Source organism: Parasphingorhabdus sp. JC815, assembly GCF_040717415.1.
Lineage (GTDB): Bacteria > Pseudomonadota > Alphaproteobacteria > Sphingomonadales > Sphingomonadaceae > Parasphingorhabdus.
In genome coordinates this window covers 324,285-343,205 of sequence record NZ_JBFEFM010000001.1, presented here as the reverse complement: position 1 = coordinate 343,205, position 18,921 = coordinate 324,285, and the positions used below count along the sequence as shown (strand labels likewise).

The window sequence follows — 18,921 nt, the reverse complement described above, 5'->3', positions numbered from 1 at the left end:
CCTGTAATAGCGTTACGAGCATCCCGGGGCTTAAATCCGCGATTAAAGTCCGCTGGCTATATATCCAGCGATACGTTCGGGATCCTGCATTGGCATAAAATGGGACAGTTCGGGAATATAAAGCTCTTTTGCATTTGCAAAGCTGTTCACCAGATCGGGCCATGTCGGGCTGTTGGCAAAATCCCTTACCGCTGTCACATCATCCTCTGCCATTTGCGCGCGCAAGATCGCCACCGGCAATGATATGCGTTCCACAAAGGGATAGGGATCGACCAAACGGAAACCTTCGTATACCGAAGCCTCAAGATAGGGTGGACAAGCGAGAACAAAGCCCTCTCCACCGTCTGCATCATGGGCGGGAAGCAGGCCATATCGGCAATAATCCATCAGCACGTCTGTCTGCCATAGATTAAAAGGGTGACGGTCCTTGAATGCAGTGAACATGGCTTGCGGAGAATCCCAATGGTTCCGCCGCCGCGATACAGGGTTTTGTCCGGGATCAATATCTGCGAATCCGGGTGGGTTTTTATAAATTTTCGGATCGGCAATCGTGGGATCTATCAGCACCAGCCGTTCAAACCGTTCCGGCAAAGCGCTGGCAATTTGCACCAGCACATGAGCGCCCATGCTGTGGCCGACACCGATCAGGTTGTTCAGGTCCAACCCGTTTACAAGCGCTGCCAAATCCCGTGCTGCCAGGCTCCAGTCACTCAAGTTATCGGGCTTTGCGCTGCGACCATGGCCGCGCTGGTCCACTGCGACAATATGATATCCGGTCGGCAGCGCAGCGATAGTCTTGTCCCAACAACGCGCATGGAATCCGGTGGCATGAACCATCAATATCGTCTGGTCGCCGGGATTTCCCCACTCAAAATAACAGAGGTCGGTATCGCCCCGCTGAAAGCGTTGTTCTATTGGTTGCCCCGCTTCGTTCATCCTTCTTTCGGTGGCTCCACGACACGGATATGAAGCTCGCGCAATTGCTTGGCGGAGACACCGCTTGGCGCGCTCATCATCAAATCTTCCGCTTTCTGGTTCATCGGGAAAAGCACAACTTCACGGATATTGGGTTCATCCGCCAACAGCATCACAATCCGGTCAACGCCCGGCGCAGAACCACCATGGGGCGGCGCGCCATATTTCAGCGCGTTTATCATGCCGGAAAATTCGCTATCCACAGCAGCCTTGTCATAACCGGCAATTTCAAATGCTTTATACATGATGTCTGGGCGGTGGTTCCGGATCGCGCCCGATGATAGCTCTATGCCGTTACAGACAATATCATATTGCCATGCCAATATGTCCAGCGGGTCTTTATTCTCAAGTGCTTCCATCTCGCCCTGAGGCATCGAGAACGGGTTGTGCGAGAAATCGAGCTTTTTCAATTCCTCGTCATATTCATACATGGGATAATCAACGACCCAACAGAATTTAAATTCATTTTCGTTGATAAGGCCAAGCTGTTCGGCGGCGCGGGTGCGTGCGACACCGGCAAGTTTGGCCGCTTCCGCTTCTTTGCCAGCGGCAAAAAATACACCGTCATCCGGACCACAGCCAAGGTCAGCGAGCAGCTTCGCCGTGCCCTCTTCACCATGGTTTTTGGCAATCGGACCACCAGCAGCGCCTTCTTTCATGTTGATATAGCCAAGCCCCGCATAGCCTTCGCCGCGTGCCCAGTTGTTCATATCGTCAAAGAATTTGCGGCTGTTCTTACCGGCTTCCGGCGCAACAAAAGCGCGCACAGTTCCGCCCGAAGACGTGATTTTGTCAAACAGGCCGAAACCAGAGCCTTTGAAATGATCCGACACATCCTGAATGATGATCGGATTTCTAAGGTCCGGCTTGTCCGAACCATATTTCAACATGGCTTCTTTATAGGGGATACGCGGGAATTCACCGGCGGGCGTGACGCTTTTGCCATTGGCGAATTCCTCGAACACACCGGCCAGAACCGGCTCCAGCGCCCGAAACACATCTTCTTGTGTCACAAAGCTCATCTCAAGGTCGAGCTGGTAAAATTCGCCGGGGGAACGGTCCGCCCGCGCATCTTCATCACGGAAGCAGGGTGCAATCTGGAAATAGCGGTCAAAACCCGCCACCATCAGCATCTGTTTGAACATTTGCGGCGCTTGTGGCAGCGCATAGAATTTACCCGGATGAACACGGCTAGGGACCAGATAGTCACGCGCACCTTCGGGGGAAGAAGCCGTTAGAATCGGTGTCTGAAATTCGGTAAACCCTTGCTCGATCATGCGGTTGCGTAGTGAGGCGATCACTTTTGACCGCAACATCATGTTAGCGTGAACCTTTTCGCGCCTGAGATCGAGGAAACGGTAACGCAGGCGAATATCTTCGGGATATTCCTGCTCGCCAAATACCGGCATGGGCAATTCTTCAGCCGGGCCCTGCATTTCAACAGTTTCTGCAACCAGCTCTACTTCGCCGGTAGGCAAATTCGGATTTATGGTGTCAGAGGAACGCGCAGCAACCTTGCCAGTGACGGTAATAACCGATTCTTTGCGCGCTGCATCCAAAACCTTGAACGCATCGCTACCTTCTTCACTGACAATCTGGGTCAGACCGAAATGGTCACGCAGATCGACAAACATCAGGTTTCCGTGATCGCGAATATTATGAATCCAGCCGGATAAGCGGACTTCTTCGCCAACATTTTCGGTGCGAAGCTGTGAACAATTATGAGAGCGATATGCGTGCATGATGAACCTTTGATATCTGGAATGTTTCAGATCAAGAAACTTATGATGGCGTAACACAGGCACAAGGGGCTTTTGTCAAGGATGAAGCCTATAAACCGACGATCTTATTCCCTGCCTGTTTCCTGATCCAAGGTGGGACACAGACCTGTAATTATAGAATTTGTCTATCGGAAATGTTTGCGAGACTGAACTCAGCTTGTATAGAACCGGCATGAAAATTCATCCCTTGCTGACTGATAATCAGGACATTGCCGATATTTGCGAGCGTTTTTCGACGGCTGAATTTGTCGCGGTGGACACTGAATTTATGCGGGAAAACACCTATTGGCCGATCCTCTGTCTGATTCAAATATCCGATGGCAAAGAAGCCGCTGCAATAGATCCGCTCGCCAAGGGTGTCGACCTGCAACCGTTGCTTGATCTGCTTGTCGATAATGAAAATGTCCTGAAAATCTTTCATGCCGGCGGGCAGGATGTGGAAATCATCCACAATATGACCGGCAAAACCCCTCACCCGATTTTTGACACACAGGTCGCCGCCATGGCTTTGGGGCCAAGCGAGCAAATCGGCTATGCGAACCTGGTGAATAGCTGGCTTGGCATCACACTCGACAAAGGCGCGCGCTTTACGGATTGGTCGCGGCGTCCATTGAACGACCGGCAAATCGAATATGCGATTGGTGATGTCACGCATCTCGCGTCCATTTTTTCGAATATGCTCGAAAAGCTGATCGAAACGGGCCGCGGAATGTGGATCAATGCGGAGATGGAGAAGCTCGCTGATCCGGATAACTATGTAAATGATCCGGAAGAATCCTGGCGACGCGTCAAATTCCAAAGCCGTAATCCAGAAGCATTGGGCCGTTTGAAAGCATTGGCTGCATGGCGTGAAAATGAAGCCCAGACCAAAGACATGCCGCGTGGCCGGATCATGCGGGATGAAACTCTGGCCGACATCGCCGCCCACCCCCCGAAAGATCAGGCCAAATTATCACAGGTGCGCGGCCTGTCATCCAGCTGGAAGAATAATGATATTGGCGAGCGGTTAATGAACGCCCTGGCCAATGCAAAGCCGCTTTCCAAAGACGAGATGCCGGACCGCAGTGGCCGCCGTGCGAAATTCAGCAAAGAGAACGCATTGGTCGTCGATCTGTTGAAATTGCTGTTAAAAATCCGCTCATCGGAAATGAATGTTGCTTCTAGGTTATTGGCCCGCGCCGATGATCTGGAGCGTATCGTTGCCGGGGAAAGAGAAGGAATCGGCCTTTTGGAAGGCTGGCGCTACGAAGAATTTGGACGCGATGCCATCGACCTGATAGAAGGCCGCATGAGTTTCACTGTCAAAGATGGCAAATTGAAAATGACTCATAATACGGATTCCAGAAGCGAGGACACATGAAAAAGACACGGCTTATGTTTGCAGCAATAAGCTGCTCTGCAATAATGGCTTGTTCGACTATGGAGGCACAGGTTGCTGAACGCCCATTACCGTCCGGTGAAAGCTGCCAGTCGGCAAGCCTTGAACAACTGGTTGGAATACGGGCAAACGCCGAAATTGGGGCCAATGCGTTGATACAATCGGGTGCAGAAACCCTGCGCTGGATCCCGCCCCGCAGTGCCGTGACAATGGATTATCGTCATGACCGTCTGAATATCGAATATGATGACGATCTGGTCATCACCCGTATCCACTGCGGATGAGCCGATAAATTCAACAAAATAGTTTAGCCGGGCGATATAAGGGATTTATTCCGTTACGAACCGCGGCTCCAGATCCAACATTCGTGCCAGTTGCACATGCCGTTTTGCGACGGCATCTCCGTAAAGATCGCGTAAATCACTGGCCATGATGATTTCCAGCCGACCGTCGGTCTTGCGAAGCCGCGTTTGTTCCAGCGGGTTGCGCGTGCCACCACTGATCCGCTGCCCCAATCGCATCGCAAGGCCCCAGCAAATTGCGCGCTGTGTCGCCTCATCACTAGCCAGATTTCCGCCACCGGGGAAAATATTATTTCCGCCCCCAAAACTGGTATATAGCGCCTGCCCCAATTGCTCCCGTTCCGCACCGGTGATGCCGACCCAATTGCCATGCAGACCCATAACAAGTCCGCGCTCCGCACGAAAATTGGGGTTGGCACGCCATGCCACATCCCCAAGGTTACATGCAGCTTGCCGAATACGCACCCATTCCGGTGGATCTTCGGCAAAAATTGGTGCGATCCATTCGCCCAGCAACTTGCTATTGGCCGGGAAACGAGCTTGTGCTGCGCCCGATACTTCGGTCGCCAATAATAATGGATCGCGCTTGCTTTCCGCCTTGCTGACATTTTGAAACAAAAAGCCTTCACGTACACCATAAGCCGACACAATCATTGTGCTGCTGTCCAGATAGCGGATGAGATAGGACAAAAGCCAAGCCGCGTCATTCAGGGTCGGTATGCGTGATTTTGAAAGCCCCGGAACCGCTTTCAGCTTGGTTCTGTCCATCCGGGCCAACTGGCTGACCAGTCTGCGTGCGCGCTGAGGCTGCATTTCATAATGGTGGATCACCGGCAGCGGATAACCGCTATCAAACATGTCCAGCCGTGCCAGCGAACGCCAAGACCCGCCCACTAGATAGAATGGCAAGCCTTGGCCGTTTTTATCCCATTCAGTTTGTTTAAGCATTTTGGCGACTTGACGCTTCAGCTTATCCTTGTCTTTCCGGCGTAATTCGGCGACGCGCAGAACCCCGAATGGAAAGCTGTGTCGTTCCAGAATTTTTCCACGTTTGACCCGTGCCAGCTCAAGACTGCCTCCACCAAGATCACCGACAATCCCGTCTGCTTCGGGAATGGCTGATATTACGCCTAATCCGGCAAGTTCCGCTTCTTCCTCTCCGTTCAAGACCCGCGTATCAAAACCGATTTTAGCAGCAGCCTTTAACAATTCCGCCGCATTACTTGCTTCGCGCACCGCAGCAGTGGCGAAACATTTGATCAAATCGACTTCCATCTCGATACAAAGCCGGTGGAACCGTTGCAAAGCCCGTAGCGCTGTACCCATTGAATCTGCTGCAATTGCACCTGTGGTCGCCAGCTCTTTACCAAGCCCGGCCATAACTTTTTCGTTAAATAATATCGCTGGCACACGCGCCGCGCCCTGATATACGACCAGTCGTATCGAATTGGATCCGATATCGACAATCGCTGTCCGGCGGTTCGAGCGCAGAAGTTGTTTATCCTTGGTTATTTGCAATCCCCCAACCGGTACATAGCAGTCGCTCAGCTCTTGTTTTTGCGGCGGCGCAACGATAACCGCGGAACCGTATTATTTTTGCTCAAAGCCTTGCCGCGACCGGATAATGATGGATTAGTCATAAAATAATGATGCAGGTTAAACGGCTTATCTGACGGCGTGACTCTTGTGTACGTACCATCACTATTCAATTCCCAGCTTTGCTCATCGTCAATCAGATTAGCAACCATGACCTGATCAAGAATCTGGTCATGCACAGTCGCGTTGGTGATCGGAATCATATATTCAACTCGTCGATCAAGGTTTCGCGGCATCCAGTCAGCTGAACTGATATAAACCGATGCAGAATTATTAGGTAATTCCTGACCATTTCCAAAGGCCCAGATCCGGCTATGCTCCAGAAAACGGCCAACAACCGACTTTACCCGGATATGCTCCGACATGCCCGGAACGCCGGGGCGCAAACAACAAATCCCGCGAATAACCAGATCAATTTCCACTCCGGCGTTACTCGCGCAATAGAGTTTCTCGATCACCGCAGGGTCAACAAGCGAATTCATCTTTGCCCAGATCATAGCCGGTTTTCCGGCGCGCTCATTAGCGATTTCCCGGTCAATCAAATCCATCAAGTCCTGCCGCATATAACGCGGCGACATGGATATCATTTCCAACTTTTCCGGTTCGACATAGCCGGTGATATAATTGAACAATTGTGCCGCATCGCGGGCGGCTTTTGGATCGGCGGTAAAGAAGCTGAGATCAGTGTATATTTTAGCGGTTACAGGGTGATAATTGCCGGTACCAAAGTGGCAATAGGTCCGATACCCTTCCTGTTCCTTACGAACCACCATTGATATTTTGGCGTGGGTTTTCCATTCGATAAAGCCATATACCACCTGCACTCCGGCGCGTTCCAGAGCGCTGGCCCAATAAAGGTTTTGCTCCTCGTCAAAGCGGGCTTTTAATTCGACAATGGCGGTAACGGATTTACCGGCTTCTGCCGCGTCGATCAGCGCACGGATGACCGCCGACTGTTTGCCTGCACGGTAAAGCGTTTGTTTGATGGCTACTACATCAGGATCAGCCGCCGCCTGCCGCAAAAACTCGATAACCACTTCAAACGATTCATACGGGTGGTGGACAAGAATATCCTTGTCACGGATCGCCGCAAAACAGTCTCCTCCATGCTCGCGAATCCGTTCCGGAAAGCGCGGGCTATAAGGTGTAAATTTAAGATCAGGCCGGTCTTCCTCAACCAGCAGGTCCAGATCACTTATACCGACCAGCCCCTCAACCCGGTTTTCCGTAGCACCTTCGGAAAGCAGGTTTTCGCGCAATAATGTCACTACATTATCAGAAACACCCGGGCCCATTTCGAGTCGAATAACATCACCGCGACGGCGGCGTTTAATCGCGCTACGGAAATAGCGGACAAGATCTTCGGCTTCTTCCTCTACCTCAATATCGCTGTCACGAATGATCCGGAACAGACCCGTGTTCGTCACATCATAACCAGGAAATAGTTGGTCGGAATAGCATTGGATTACAGATTCTACGGCAATGTAAGTTGCTATCTTACCGGGTATCCGGATGAAACGGGGCAATCCGGACGGGATCATGACCAGTTCTCTTATGGATTGACCATCCGATTGCCGAACCAGATCAAATACCAGGCTCAACCCCTTGTTGGGGATGAACGGAAACGGATGCGCCGGATCTAAAGCCTGCGGCGTCAAAACCGGGAATATCTGATCCAGAAAATGTTGCTTGAGCCACGCCTGGCGCTCTCCATCAAGATCGGTCGCAAGCAGAACATGAATATCTTCTTTCGCCAAGGCCGATACAAGATTGCTCCATACTTTCTGCTGTTTTGACATCAGCTCTTCACTGCTATCGCCTATCGCCAGCAATTGCTGTTTCGGGGTTAATCCATCTGCGGATTGCTCCTCAATATTCTGACGGAACTGCCCAACCAGTCCGGCAAAACGAACCATGAAAAATTCGTCAAGATTGCTTCCGGAAATGGAGAGAAAACGAAGCTGCTCAAGCAACGGATGCGAGCTATTTTCCGCTTCTTCAATAACCCGGGTGTTAAACGCTAGCCAGCTTAACTCACGGTTAAAATATCGGTCGGACCGGGTTTCATAGACCATGTCCTCATTTTGGCTGGAAACAGGTGCCTGGGGATCAAGACTTTCCATTTAACTTTTCTCGCCATTTCCGGCTGTATATATTTCAATACCGGGTTTGTGGTTCGCCGCCTGATGCTGTTCTAATGCCGCTTTGGCAATGGCGCGTGTAATGGGGCGCTTCCTCTCTATAGCCAATCTATCCATATTTTGTGACAAAAGCTGAACATTATAATATGTGCGCTCCATTCTTTTGCCGAGATAGGATAGCGCCTCTTGGGAAACCGAAAGCCCGCGCGCTGTAAAATATTTCTGGAACAAACCTGTAATCATCGCCTCATCTGGTGGACCGATTTCGATGAGCAAAGACGCCGCCAAACGGGATTTTAAATCCGGAAGCTCCACTCCCCAACTGGCTACCGGCTTGGACGAGACAAGCAATAAAGGCTTTTTTTCTTGCCTGGCATGGTTCCAGAGATGAAAAAGATCATCATCATGGCTCGCCATGGCATCATCGACAATATACCCACCGCTATCACGCTCAAACTGCTGTGCCATGACCGTTTTCCCCGATGCCGGCTCACCGATCAGGATGGCGGTAAGATTGGGCCAGTCTTGCCAATTTTGCAGATGATCATGCGCCTCAGCATTGGAGTGCGTTATGATATAGCGTTCATCTTGCCCGGCCAAGGCAGTATCCAGAGGGAGGGCAATCTGGCTCACGATTCTATTCGCCGCTCCCCGGATTAGGCAGATCAGTAGATGTCCCGCCCCGAGTGATTCTAAGTGCACCAGCTCCTTGCTGGACTTGCCACCCCTTGGCACGAAGTGCCGATGCCAGCGTCGCCAGATCGCCGTTATAGGAAACCTGCATTACCGACACTCCGCCCAATGCCAAGCTGGCAGTAGAGGCAGAGGATACACCCGGTACAGACCGGACCGATGCTTCACCACGGCTGACCGCGCCGACATCGGGAGTATCAAACTGGACCGCGACGGATATAGCCGTAACTGAAGGAGCAGTTACCGCGTTTTCCTCGCTCGCTGTTACAGAAGAGCCGGAGCCCGCAGTCACACTGTCCGTGCCATAGCCCTCAGCAGCCAATTCAGCCTCTATCTCTTTCTCCAAGGCCTCCAGATCAATTGGATCCTCGATAGTAAGGGACTTGTCAGTTTTCAGAACACCGCGAGACAAGGCATTGGAATATATCTTGTCCAATCGGACAATCGCCTGATCCAGCATCGCCGGAATACCATCGGTCGATTTGGTTTTAAGTGAGAAACTGTCAATAAACCTATTATCCGGACCATAGCGCGCGCTAAAATATGCTGTCACCGGGCCACCGGGATATTCCCGTTCCATGCGAGCAATTGGAATGATAACATCGGCAGCACTAAATTGGTCCAATATTGTACGCCACCAGCGCCGGTCATTACGTTCTGCCTGTCCTGCGGTCAGAACCAGTGACTCACTACCCGAACCATAAGGGCGAACATAATCTATCGCACTATTGCCAGAGCGGAAGCGCGCCCATGCTTTTTGCCATTCGGTTCGATTTTCAAACACTTGTGGCGAGCCACCGCTCCACATGACGGGCAGAACAAGCAATGGCGGTGATCGCAGACGTTGTCCGCTAACTCCCAAGATTTGACCTGCGCGTGCGCGGTCGAACATCACACCCAATGTAGCGATATAGCGTGTTGGCCCAATCTGTTCCTTTTCGACAACAATGGCAGATACAATATTATTCAGCGCACTATCAGACAGCCCGCTTGTTTTACCGCCCTGCTTCCGTGCAAAAAGTACTTTCCATGCCTTGCGTTGTGCCTCTTCCCATCCCTTTTTACGGGCTTCGGCTGCATTTTTACCAGTTGTATCAACCTCCACTCCGGAAACTTCAAAGTCACCTGTGCTTGCAAGCGGCGCAACACCGCGATCGCTGCCTTCAAGCTGGGCATAGACAACGCCAGCCACAGTCAGACCAAATACTGCAAAAACAGCGACGACATGGGCTCTAAAATTGGTCAAAATTTTCATTTCCGCTCTTTTGACGATTATGACGTGGAAATCCAGCCGCGACTTGTCTAATCGCTTCTTTTATGAGTGATAAACAAAATAACGGGCGAAATGAACCGGAATCATACACCTATGCGAAAGCAGGTGTGTCGATTGAAGCAGGCAATGCACTGGTCAAGGCTATTGCACCACTGGCAAAAGCAACGGCACGGCCAGGTGCTAATGCTGAATTGGGTGGCTTTGGCGGCTTTTTCGATTTGAAAGCAGCGGGTTATGACGACCCATTGCTGGTCGCGGCCAATGACGGTGTCGGAACGAAGCTGAAGCTAGCGATCGACTATGACCGGCATGACAGCGTTGGCATTGATCTGGTTGCAATGTGCGTCAATGATCTGATCGTGCAAGGCGCAGAGCCCCTATTCTTCCTCGATTACTTTGCGACGGGCAAACTTGAAAACGGCGTTGCGGAACGAGTCGTAGCTGGCATTGCAGAGGGATGTAAGATTTCGGGCTGCGCCCTGATCGGCGGAGAGACAGCCGAAATGCCCGGCATGTATGCTGATGGCGATTATGATCTGGCCGGTTTTTGTGTCGGCGCCGTAGAGCGCGAGAAAGCGTTAACCGGCCAGCAACTTGCCGATGGCGATGTCTTACTTGGGCTAAGCTCTTCGGGCGTACATTCCAATGGCTATTCACTGGTACGCCGGCTTGCTGACGATAAGGGCTGGAAACTTGATCGACCGGCACTGTTTGATCCAGAAGTGCTGTTGATCGAAGCCTTGATTGCTCCGACTCGTATCTATGTGAAGTCATTACTGCCGCTGATGCAATCGGGACGAATCAAGGCATTGGCGCATATTACCGGTGGTGGATTGCTGGAGAACATACCCCGCGTTCTTCCCGATAACCTGCATGCCCATGTTGATGCCACAAGCTGGGATCAACCGCGGTTGATGGCGTTTTTACAGGCTCAGGGCAATATCGAGCCTGAGGAAATGGCGCGGACGTTTAACTGCGGTATCGGGATGATATTGGCTGTATCCATGGATGAAGTGGAGTCTATCACGGCAGATTTGAAAGCCGCCGGGGAGACCGTGCATCAGGTTGGCGTTATCAAGGCCGGCACGAAGGGCTGCACCGTATCAGGCAGCGCGGGAACCTGGTCGGCCATGGGCGACTGGGCCGCGGTTCATGACGGCTGATTGATGATGGCACAAAAGGCCAGAATCGCTGTCCTAATTTCTGGCCGTGGCTCCAACATGGCTGCGCTGGCTTATGCGGCAAAGGCGGAAAACTGTCCGTTCGAGATCGTTCTGGTCGCCTCTAATGATCCGGGCGCACCCGGCCTGATATTGGCCGAGGCAGAGGGAATTGAAACATTTTCCCATCCGCATAAAGGCTTGACCCGCGAAGACCATGACCAGATCATGCATGACGCCGTCACACGGGCCGGTGCAGATTATGTGGTGCTGGCCGGATATATGAGAATCCTGAGCGACAGATTCGTTCGCCAGTGGCAGGACCGCATGCTTAACATTCATCCCAGTCTGCTACCAAAATACAAGGGACTTGATACCTATCAACGCGCGCTCGACGCAGGCGACAGCCATGCCGGGTGCAGCGTCCATCTGGTCACGCCCGAACTCGATGACGGCCCCGTGCTGGCCCAGACAAAAGTTGCCATATTGCCGGGCGATACGCCTGAAATACTGGCTGACCGCGTGCTGATAGCCGAGCATCAGCTCTATTCCGCTACGCTTGCCCGATATGTCACGCGCGAACAGGACCCCGACTGGATATTGGAACAGGTTCGTATGCGGGCACTGGCTTTGGCAGAAACGTATGAAAGACCCAGTTTCGGCACGCCGGGCTGGCGCGTCGGAAGCGAAAAGACAGGCAAATATTTCGCCTATTTCTCGCATAGGCATCACGGCGAAACAGGATCGGCCCTGCTTGTCAAAACCAGCGGTCTGGATGAACAGTCGGCGCTGCTGGATGCCGATCCCGAATTATATTTCGCTCCAAAATTCTATGGAAAATCAGGCTGGATTGCCATCCGGCTGGATACCGGGCAAACAGACTGGGACCATATCGCAAGCTGGCTTAAAAAAAGCTGGCACATGACCGCGCCAAAACGACTCACCAAAATGAGTGATATTGCAGACCAGTTTTAGGGCCAATCGCGCCAGCGCTATGCCACGACCCCTTCTACTACAGATTTGGCATTATCTACCCGAATAGCCGCGCCATTGATGAATCGCGATTCATCCGAAGCCAGAAACAACACAGTATGGGCAATGTCATCAGGATGCCCCAAAGCACTGGCCGCCGGGCCTTCGCTAGCGGGACGCAAGTCGTTTCTTGCCATCATTTTCGGACCGATTTCTTCGACCATCGGTGTGAGCACGCCTGCTGGATGCACGCTGTTACAGCGGATATTATAACCGTTATTCGCGCAATGCACGGCGATGCTGCGGGTCAGGCTTTCAACCGCTCCTTTAGCCGCTGCATAGGCCGCGACCACCGGTTCGCCCTGAACCGATGCGATGGAGGCCATATTGATGATAGAACCGCCACCGGTATTTTTCATCGCCGGAACCGCATATTTACATCCAAAAAAAGTTCCGTCCGCACTAACCGCCATCACGAATCGCCATTCTTCAGCCGTCTGGGTTTCGATGGTTCCCGGCTCCACAACCCCGGCATTATTGACCAATATGTCCAGTTTTCCGTGCCGTGAAACAACATCAGCAATCAAATCTTCCCAAGCCGATTCATCGCGCACATCTTGTGTCTGGAACTCCGCCGCCGCGCCAATTTCAGACGCGACTCGCATTCCGTTCTCCTCATCCATATCCGTAAGGATGACAGTAGCGCCTTCCCGCGCGAACATTCGGGCATCGGCCTCTCCCAGTCCTTTCGCCGCGCCGGTGATGATCGCGATTTTTCCTTCAAGCCTACCCATTTTATCCCTCTCTTTTTTGCCAACTATCCTCCGATTAGCAGCACATGCTACGCATCGGCCCTAACAATATGATGGAGAGCATGATGGATAGGGTTGATGAATTATTGGCACGCGAGGAAATACGTGACCTATTGCATCGCTATTGCAAGGGAATTGACCGCCGGGACTGGACGCTGGTGCGATCCTGCTTCGCGGATGACCATATCCATAAACATGCCGAATATTCGGGACCGCCGGATGAATTTATCGGCTTTGCCAGCGAAATATTAAAGAAAGTTCCCGCCACCCATCATTCGATTTCCAACGTGCATTTCACCTTTAGCGAAGACGGGAAAAGCGCATCGACCGAAGCCAATTTCGTCGCTTATCATTATATTCAGGAGGGCACGCCCGAATTTACTGCTGTTCCGACACAAGGCAAAGCCACGGACTGGATTGTCGCTGGTCGTTACTGTGATAAATTTGAAAAGCGCGATGGCAAATGGATTATTGTCCGCCGCGAGGCATTTCACGATTGGGAACGCTATGAGGAGGCCAATCCTAAGGATTAGTGCGGGATATTAGCTAGCAGATTGTGCTATACCTATTTGCTCTAAGCCTGTCGAAGGGTGCCTATAGTCTGGATATTGCGCTTATCCAAGACACGCCATTCCCGCCAAAGCAGGAATGACGTGTTTAATTAGGAAAAACTTATCCTACGATTTCGTCTTCATTGAAAAAATAGGCGATTTCAATTTCGGCATTTTCGTCGCTGTCGGAACCGTGAACCGTGTTTGCTTCGATGCTTTCAGCGAATTCTTTACGAATGGTTCCTGGTGCGGCTTCGGCGGGATTGGTCGCTCCCATGATGTCGCGGTTACGTTGCATGGCGTTTTCACCTTCCAGCACCTGAACCACAACCGGGCCGCTGATCATGAATTCAACCAGTTCACCAAAGAAAGGACGCTCTTTATGGACAGCGTAAAAGCCTTCTGCCTGTTCACGCGTCATGTGAATGCGCTTTGAGGCAATAACGCGCAAACCAGCGTCTTCCAGCATTTTGGTGACAGCGCCGGTCAGGTTGCGTTTGGTAGCATCTGGTTTAATGATCGAAAAAGTCCGTGTACCGGCCATGAATTTGCTCCGTAATAGAGAGTTGGAAAAAATGTTGCGCCGCCACTAGCGGGAGTCTTGAACCATAGCAAGTTTTTGTCAGAGGGGTTTTATCTCAAGGCTTATTGTTTGTCAGGGGCCTTGAACCCACCGGCCACCATCCTGTTTCCAATAGCGCGGTGTCACATCCTGTTTCCCGGACAAGGATCGCCATGCTGTTCGGGCGTTATCAATCCGCTCTGCTGTAAAAAGAAAAAACACCCGGTCGAATGCCAGCGCCTCATCGCGCCATTCGCCATCAACCAAAGCGATATATTGTGCGCCATTTGGAGCATTGCATGTCGTGGAAAGCAGGATGGGCTGCACATCGTCTCGCCCTTCTCCGGCCAACTCATGGGCAAGAAAGCTGGTCGGACCGGCATCCCATAACGCGCCGCTGATTGTGTCCAACTGGTCATTAAAACCGGATACCAACAGCATCTTCTGCCCGCTATCGAGGGTTTTTTGCGCCAGAACCGGCACCAGTTTTTCGGCCGGATCGCGGGTCAAATGATAAAAATCGACCTGCACCGGTCAAACTATCCTTGCACTTAGCCTATTTCTCAAAATGATCGGCAACATATTGGTCCAGCAACCGCACACCAAAGCCGGTTGCTCCTTTATCCCAGACCGGACCGGGCTTGTCTGCCCAGGCCATACCGGCAATATCCAGATGCGCCCATTTGACACCGTCCTTGATAAAGCGTTTCAGGAACTGCGCCGCAGTGATCGAACCCGCTCCTTTTCCGCCGACATTTTTCATGTCCGCAATCGGTGAGTTGATCTGCTTGTCATAAGCTGCGCTCAACGGGAAACGCCAGAGCGGGTCGCCTGCCGTTTTACCAGCCGCTAACAGATTGTCGGACAGGTCATCGTCATTGCTGAAACAACCGGCATGTTCATTGCCAAGCGACACAATGATTGCGCCCGTTAAGGTCGCCAGATTCACCACCACTTCCGGTTCGAAAGTTTCCTGCGTCCAATGGAGCGCGTCGCATAGCACCAGACGCCCCTCGGCATCGGTATTGATAACTTCAATTGTCTGGCCGCTCATGCTTTTCACGACATCGCCGGGGCGCTGTGCATTGCCGTCGGGCATATTTTCAACCAGTCCGCAGACACCGACGACATGGACCCTGGCTTTACGCCCCGCGAGTGCCTTCATGGTGCCCGCAACCGCGCCGGCACCGCCCATATCCCATTTCATGTCCTCCATGCCCGCTGGCGGCTTTAGTGAAATACCACCTGTATCAAAAGTCACGCCTTTGCCAACAAGCGCCAACGGTTTTTTCTGTGCGCCATTGGTGCCATCCCAGCGCATTGCCAACAGGCGCGGCGGTCGGACGGAGCCTTGCGAAACGCCCAAAAGCGCTCCCATGCCCAGTTTTTCCATCTCTTCCTGACCAAGCACCGTAAATTCGACGCCCATATCCTCAAGCTCTTTGCAGCGCTCAACAAAGCTCTCGGGGTAAATGACATTAGCCGGTTCCGAGACCAATTCACGGGTCAGCGCGACGCCATCAGCCACGGCAGACAAGTCCTGCCAGACCTCCGCCGATTCCATGCCGGTATCCATCACGGTAATTTCCACAAGTGTCGGCTTGTTTTGTTCCGGCATTGTCGTGCGATATTTATCGATTCTCCAGCTCCGCAGCTTGGCACCGAACAACAACCGCGCGAGCTGATCCTGATCAAGCCCGCTATTATCTATCGCAAGATGTTTGACGCCCGAAGTTAACAGCTTTGCCACCACTGCGCCGCCAGCGGCTTCACAATCGCTACGCTCTCCCTTGCCAATGCCGGTCAGGATAACCTGAACGACCGATTTTGCTTCGGTCACAAATGTCTGGAAGGTCTGGCCGGTTTTGCCCTCAAACCGGGCTGCCTTGGCAGCCGCGCGCACCATATCTGCCTGCTCCAGCGATAGTGTCGCATTATCCAGTTCATCCTTACCAACAGCAAAAGCAATGGCATCTGGTGAAGACGGGCTGGCGGCAAATGTGAATTTCATGGGTAAAGCGTCCTTTTCAATCTGTCAGTCGCATTAATGTCCCGGATATATGGTCATCCGTTCATTGTCGATCAATGAAAGATTGGCTTTATCATTGCAATCATCATTTCTCAGGCATCATTTCTCAGGCATCATTTCTCAGGCATCATTTCTCAGGCATCATTTCTCAGGCATCATTTCTCAGGCATCATTTCATCGGCATCAATTTGGCATCATTTCACAGCAACAGTAAACTAATCAGGTGATTGCCCAAATTCTGGCACAGATAATTTGCAGGAGACGTGATCTGATGCAATAGGGCGATAGTCGATCTGGTTGCACAACAACCAGCACCGGTAATCATAGGGTCAAAGGGTAGGTTATTCTCGTCGATGAAATCTTCAATCGCACTGATAGCAGTAACGCTTCCGCTGGCTCATCCGCTAATCGCTTTTGCACAAACAGACGTGCAGGGAGACATCGGGCCAACTTCAGGACAGCTTTCTGAACAATCCTCTGATGAAATCTCGGAACAATCAGACGAAATTGAGTTTAGCGCCGACAAAGTCGAATATGATTTCGAGACAGATGTTGTAACCGCGTCCGGCGATGTTCTGCTTAACCGCGATGGATACAAGCTGCGTTCCGATAGTGTCATCTGGAACCGCAAAACAGGTATCGTCGAGGCAAAGGGCAATATCCGCTCAACCAGTCCGGATGGTGATACCGCCTATGGTGATAGCATTATTCTTACAGATAGCCTGCGCGACGGCATGGTCGAAAACCTGCTGCTCGTCATGGAGGATGGTAGCCGTCTGGCCGCGCGCAAGGGCGAGCGGTTTGAAGATGGCTCGCTATCGCTGGACAATGCGGCTTATACGGCCTGCGCTGTCACCACAGAAGACGGCTGTCCCAAAAAGCCGAGCTGGGAAATAAAAGCAGTCAAAGTCCGCTATGATCCGGTTAAAAAGCGGGTCCGATATGATGGCGCACGGATAGAGATTTTCGGACTGCCGGTTATCCCCCTTCCCGGCCTCTCCCATCCGATTGGCGACGAGAACCGCAGCGGACTTCTGGTGCCCAACCTGCGGTTTGATTCGACCAACGGCGTAGCTGTATCTGTGCCCTATTATTTCAACATCGCCCCCAATCAGGACGCCACAGTAACCACTCAGGTTTTTAGCGAGGTCGCTCCACTGGTTAGTGGAACTTACCGGTTTCTGGATGAAAAAGGCGCGTTTCAGATTACCGGATATGGTACATATAGCTCGCGCATTCCTACCGGGGCAACGGGACCATTGCCAGATGCGGAAAATGATTTTCGCGGCTATCTTGAAACCAGCGGGCGGTACATTCTCGATGAGAACTGGACAATTTCGCAATCCGCCCGCGTAGCTTCCGACCGAACATTTTTGCGCCGCTATGACATAAGCGATGATGACAGCCTGCGTTCTACAATCAATGTCGAGCGCATAGACGAAAGCAGTTATTTCTCTCTGGCAGGCTGGGCATTTCAAACCTTACGCGCCGGAGATCCGCAAAATCAGGTTCCTGTGGCCTTGCCGGTCGTTGATTACCGTAAACGCTTTGCCGAACCGATATTGGGCGGTCGCACACAGATACAGGTCAACAGCCTCGCAATCGGGCGAACGGGGGGGCAGGATACCCAGCGTGCCTTTGCCTCCGCTCGGTGGGGTTTGCATAAATTAACCAGCATGGGGCAAGAAATCATTCTGACCGGCTTTGCCCGCGGTGATGTCTATAATAGTCAAGATAACGCTCTTAACGAAACTCCGCTTTATAGCGGTGATAGCGGTTGGCAGACACGCGGTATTGTAACAGCAGCAATAGACGTAAAATGGCCCTTTATCGGTGAAGCCTTTGGTGGAACCCAAACCCTGACCCCGCGTTTTCAGGTTGTGGCAACGCCGGCAATATCCAATATTTCGATTCCCAACGAAGACTCGCGTTCGGTTGATCTGGAAGACACTAATCTTTTCGCGTTAAACCGTTTTCCCGGCCATGACCGCTATGAAGATAACGTCCGGGCTACCTATGGCGTGGAATGGAATCTCAACCGGCCCAATCTGCGGATTGACGCTATAATCGGCCAAAGTTACCGACTGGCAAATAATAGCAATATCGTTCCTGAGGGTACTGGTCTTTCGGAACGGTTCTCCGATATTGTCGGACGCACGGAAGTTCGCTTCAGAGACGTAGTAAAATTCACGCACCGTTACCGGCTTGATAAAGACGATCTTGCAATCAGACGCAACGAGATTGACGCCACGATCGGCTCAAAAAACACTTACGCACAAATCGGATATTTGCGACTGGACCGGAATATTGGAGCAGGGATCGAGGATCTTGGCGACCGCGAAGAAGTGCGCGTCGGTGGACGCTACCAGATTAATGATTATTGGTCGGTATTCGGCTCTGCGATTGTGGATCTTACCGGAAAAAAGGAAGACCCCTTGTCATCGGCTGACGGATTTGAACCTGTCCGCCACCGTCTTGGCGTCGCTTATGATGACGGATGCCTGTCGATGGGTGTTACCTGGCGTTATGATTACGAAGACTCTGGCGATGCACAGCGGGGCAGCACTTTCCTGTTCCGGGTGGCGTTGAGCAATTTGGGTGTGTAAGACAAGCTATGACGATATATGATCGCTCATATTGGGTTCAGCCAAATTTTGATATCCGTTAGCCTCAAAATGTTCTTAGAGTTTGAAAAG

At 51.9% G+C, this 18,921-nt stretch carries 16 protein-coding genes; 6 read left to right on the top strand and 10 right to left on the bottom strand.

The features are described 5' to 3' along the window. Positions 1 to 42: 42 nt before the first annotated feature. Both AB1K62_RS01660 and aspS read right to left on the bottom strand, forming a co-directional pair. The gene (locus AB1K62_RS01660; protein WP_367000721.1) at positions 43 to 936 is read right to left on the bottom strand and encodes an alpha/beta hydrolase; all 894 of its coding nucleotides are present in this window, start codon (positions 934 to 936) and stop codon (positions 43 to 45) included. Further along, on the bottom strand, positions 933 to 2,717 hold the full coding sequence (gene aspS / locus AB1K62_RS01655) for an aspartate--tRNA ligase (protein WP_367000719.1): 1,785 nt from the start codon (positions 2,715 to 2,717) through the stop codon (positions 933 to 935). Before aspS ends, AB1K62_RS01660 begins: the two co-directional genes overlap by 4 nt. A gap of 211 nt (positions 2,718 to 2,928) precedes the next feature. Between aspS and rnd the strand changes: the two genes are divergently transcribed. Together rnd and AB1K62_RS01645 are read left to right on the top strand one after the other, a co-directional pair. Beyond that, a complete protein-coding gene (gene rnd / locus AB1K62_RS01650) occupies positions 2,929 to 4,116 on the top strand; it encodes a ribonuclease D (protein ID WP_367000718.1) in 1,188 nt (395 codons plus the stop codon). Beyond that, positions 4,113 to 4,418: an I78 family peptidase inhibitor gene (locus AB1K62_RS01645; RefSeq protein ID WP_367000717.1), complete on the top strand. Its 306-nt coding sequence runs from the start codon at positions 4,113 to 4,115 to the stop codon at positions 4,416 to 4,418. Before rnd ends, AB1K62_RS01645 begins: the two co-directional genes overlap by 4 nt. Positions 4,419 to 4,463: 45 nt before the next feature. On the opposite strand, the gene AB1K62_RS01640 is transcribed toward AB1K62_RS01645, so the two are convergent. Genes AB1K62_RS01640 through AB1K62_RS01625 form a run of 4 tightly spaced genes read right to left on the bottom strand, consistent with a single transcriptional unit; the run spans position 4,464 to position 10,112 of the window. After that, positions 4,464 to 5,954, bottom strand: coding sequence for a Ppx/GppA family phosphatase (locus AB1K62_RS01640; protein ID WP_367000715.1), 1,491 nt, complete (start codon positions 5,952 to 5,954; stop codon positions 4,464 to 4,466). A 26-nt stretch (positions 5,955 to 5,980) separates the two neighbouring features. Continuing rightward, positions 5,981 to 8,155 carry an RNA degradosome polyphosphate kinase gene (locus AB1K62_RS01635; RefSeq protein WP_367000713.1) on the bottom strand — a complete coding sequence of 725 codons (2,175 nt, stop codon included), beginning with the start codon at positions 8,153 to 8,155 and terminating at the stop codon, positions 5,981 to 5,983. Next, a complete protein-coding gene (locus AB1K62_RS01630; RefSeq protein WP_367000712.1) occupies positions 8,156 to 8,806 on the bottom strand; it encodes a DnaA/Hda family protein in 651 nt (216 codons plus the stop codon). It abuts the gene before it with no gap. A 4-nt stretch (positions 8,807 to 8,810) separates the two neighbouring features. Next, positions 8,811 to 10,112 (bottom strand): heavy-metal-associated domain-containing protein, encoded by a 1,302-nt coding sequence (locus AB1K62_RS01625; RefSeq protein WP_367000711.1) that lies wholly within the window; start codon positions 10,110 to 10,112, stop codon positions 8,811 to 8,813. A 71-nt stretch (positions 10,113 to 10,183) separates the two neighbouring features. Between AB1K62_RS01625 and purM the strand changes: the two genes are divergently transcribed. Both purM and purN read left to right on the top strand, forming a co-directional pair. Further along, entirely contained in the window at positions 10,184 to 11,302 is a 1,119-nt protein-coding gene (gene purM / locus AB1K62_RS01620; RefSeq protein WP_367000710.1) for a phosphoribosylformylglycinamidine cyclo-ligase, read from the top strand. A gap of 6 nt (positions 11,303 to 11,308) precedes the next feature. Further along, complete coding sequence (gene purN / locus AB1K62_RS01615; RefSeq protein WP_367002016.1) at positions 11,309 to 12,274, top strand: phosphoribosylglycinamide formyltransferase; 966 nt, start codon at positions 11,309 to 11,311, stop codon at positions 12,272 to 12,274. A 17-nt stretch (positions 12,275 to 12,291) separates the two neighbouring features. Here the strand turns inward: purN and AB1K62_RS01610 are convergent, their stop codons facing one another. Then, positions 12,292 to 13,065, bottom strand: coding sequence for an SDR family oxidoreductase (locus AB1K62_RS01610; RefSeq protein WP_367000709.1), 774 nt, complete (start codon positions 13,063 to 13,065; stop codon positions 12,292 to 12,294). Between the two features lie 80 nt (positions 13,066 to 13,145). Here AB1K62_RS01610 and AB1K62_RS01605 point away from each other — a divergent pair, with 80 nt between their 5' ends. Next, complete coding sequence (locus tag AB1K62_RS01605) at positions 13,146 to 13,616, top strand: nuclear transport factor 2 family protein (RefSeq protein ID WP_367000707.1); 471 nt, start codon at positions 13,146 to 13,148, stop codon at positions 13,614 to 13,616. Positions 13,617 to 13,755: 139 nt separating this feature from the next. Here AB1K62_RS01605 and ndk read toward each other — a convergent pair whose 3' ends face one another. From ndk to AB1K62_RS01590, 3 genes are all read right to left on the bottom strand, one after another. After that, complete coding sequence (ndk, locus tag AB1K62_RS01600) at positions 13,756 to 14,178, bottom strand: nucleoside-diphosphate kinase (RefSeq protein ID WP_367000705.1); 423 nt, start codon at positions 14,176 to 14,178, stop codon at positions 13,756 to 13,758. Positions 14,179 to 14,289: 111 nt separating this feature from the next. Then, on the bottom strand, positions 14,290 to 14,727 hold the full coding sequence (locus tag AB1K62_RS01595; protein WP_367000703.1) for a DNA polymerase III subunit chi: 438 nt from the start codon (positions 14,725 to 14,727) through the stop codon (positions 14,290 to 14,292). A gap of 25 nt (positions 14,728 to 14,752) precedes the next feature. Next, complete coding sequence (locus AB1K62_RS01590; protein ID WP_367000701.1) at positions 14,753 to 16,207, bottom strand: leucyl aminopeptidase; 1,455 nt, start codon at positions 16,205 to 16,207, stop codon at positions 14,753 to 14,755. Positions 16,208 to 16,578: 371 nt separating this feature from the next. Between AB1K62_RS01590 and lptD the strand changes: the two genes are divergently transcribed. Next, positions 16,579 to 18,831, top strand: coding sequence for an LPS assembly protein LptD (gene lptD / locus AB1K62_RS01585; protein ID WP_367000700.1), 2,253 nt, complete (start codon positions 16,579 to 16,581; stop codon positions 18,829 to 18,831). Positions 18,832 to 18,921: the final 90 nt, after the last annotated feature.

Coding starts and splice junctions, on each gene's coding strand:
- ndk (WP_367000705.1), bottom strand. CDS start 14,178: ATGGCCGGTACACGGACTTTTTCGATCATTAAACCAGATGCTACCAAA.
- lptD (WP_367000700.1), top strand. CDS start 16,579: ATGAAATCTTCAATCGCACTGATAGCAGTAACGCTTCCGCTGGCTCAT.
- purM (WP_367000710.1), top strand. CDS start 10,184: ATGAGTGATAAACAAAATAACGGGCGAAATGAACCGGAATCATACACC.
- AB1K62_RS01590 (WP_367000701.1), bottom strand. CDS start 16,207: ATGAAATTCACATTTGCCGCCAGCCCGTCTTCACCAGATGCCATTGCT.
- rnd (WP_367000718.1), top strand. CDS start 2,929: ATGAAAATTCATCCCTTGCTGACTGATAATCAGGACATTGCCGATATT.
- AB1K62_RS01635 (WP_367000713.1), bottom strand. CDS start 8,155: ATGGAAAGTCTTGATCCCCAGGCACCTGTTTCCAGCCAAAATGAGGAC.
- AB1K62_RS01660 (WP_367000721.1), bottom strand. CDS start 936: ATGAACGAAGCGGGGCAACCAATAGAACAACGCTTTCAGCGGGGCGAT.
- AB1K62_RS01605 (WP_367000707.1), top strand. CDS start 13,146: ATGATGGATAGGGTTGATGAATTATTGGCACGCGAGGAAATACGTGAC.
- aspS (WP_367000719.1), bottom strand. CDS start 2,717: ATGCACGCATATCGCTCTCATAATTGTTCACAGCTTCGCACCGAAAAT.
- AB1K62_RS01645 (WP_367000717.1), top strand. CDS start 4,113: ATGAAAAAGACACGGCTTATGTTTGCAGCAATAAGCTGCTCTGCAATA.
- purN (WP_367002016.1), top strand. CDS start 11,309: ATGGCACAAAAGGCCAGAATCGCTGTCCTAATTTCTGGCCGTGGCTCC.
- AB1K62_RS01610 (WP_367000709.1), bottom strand. CDS start 13,065: ATGGGTAGGCTTGAAGGAAAAATCGCGATCATCACCGGCGCGGCGAAA.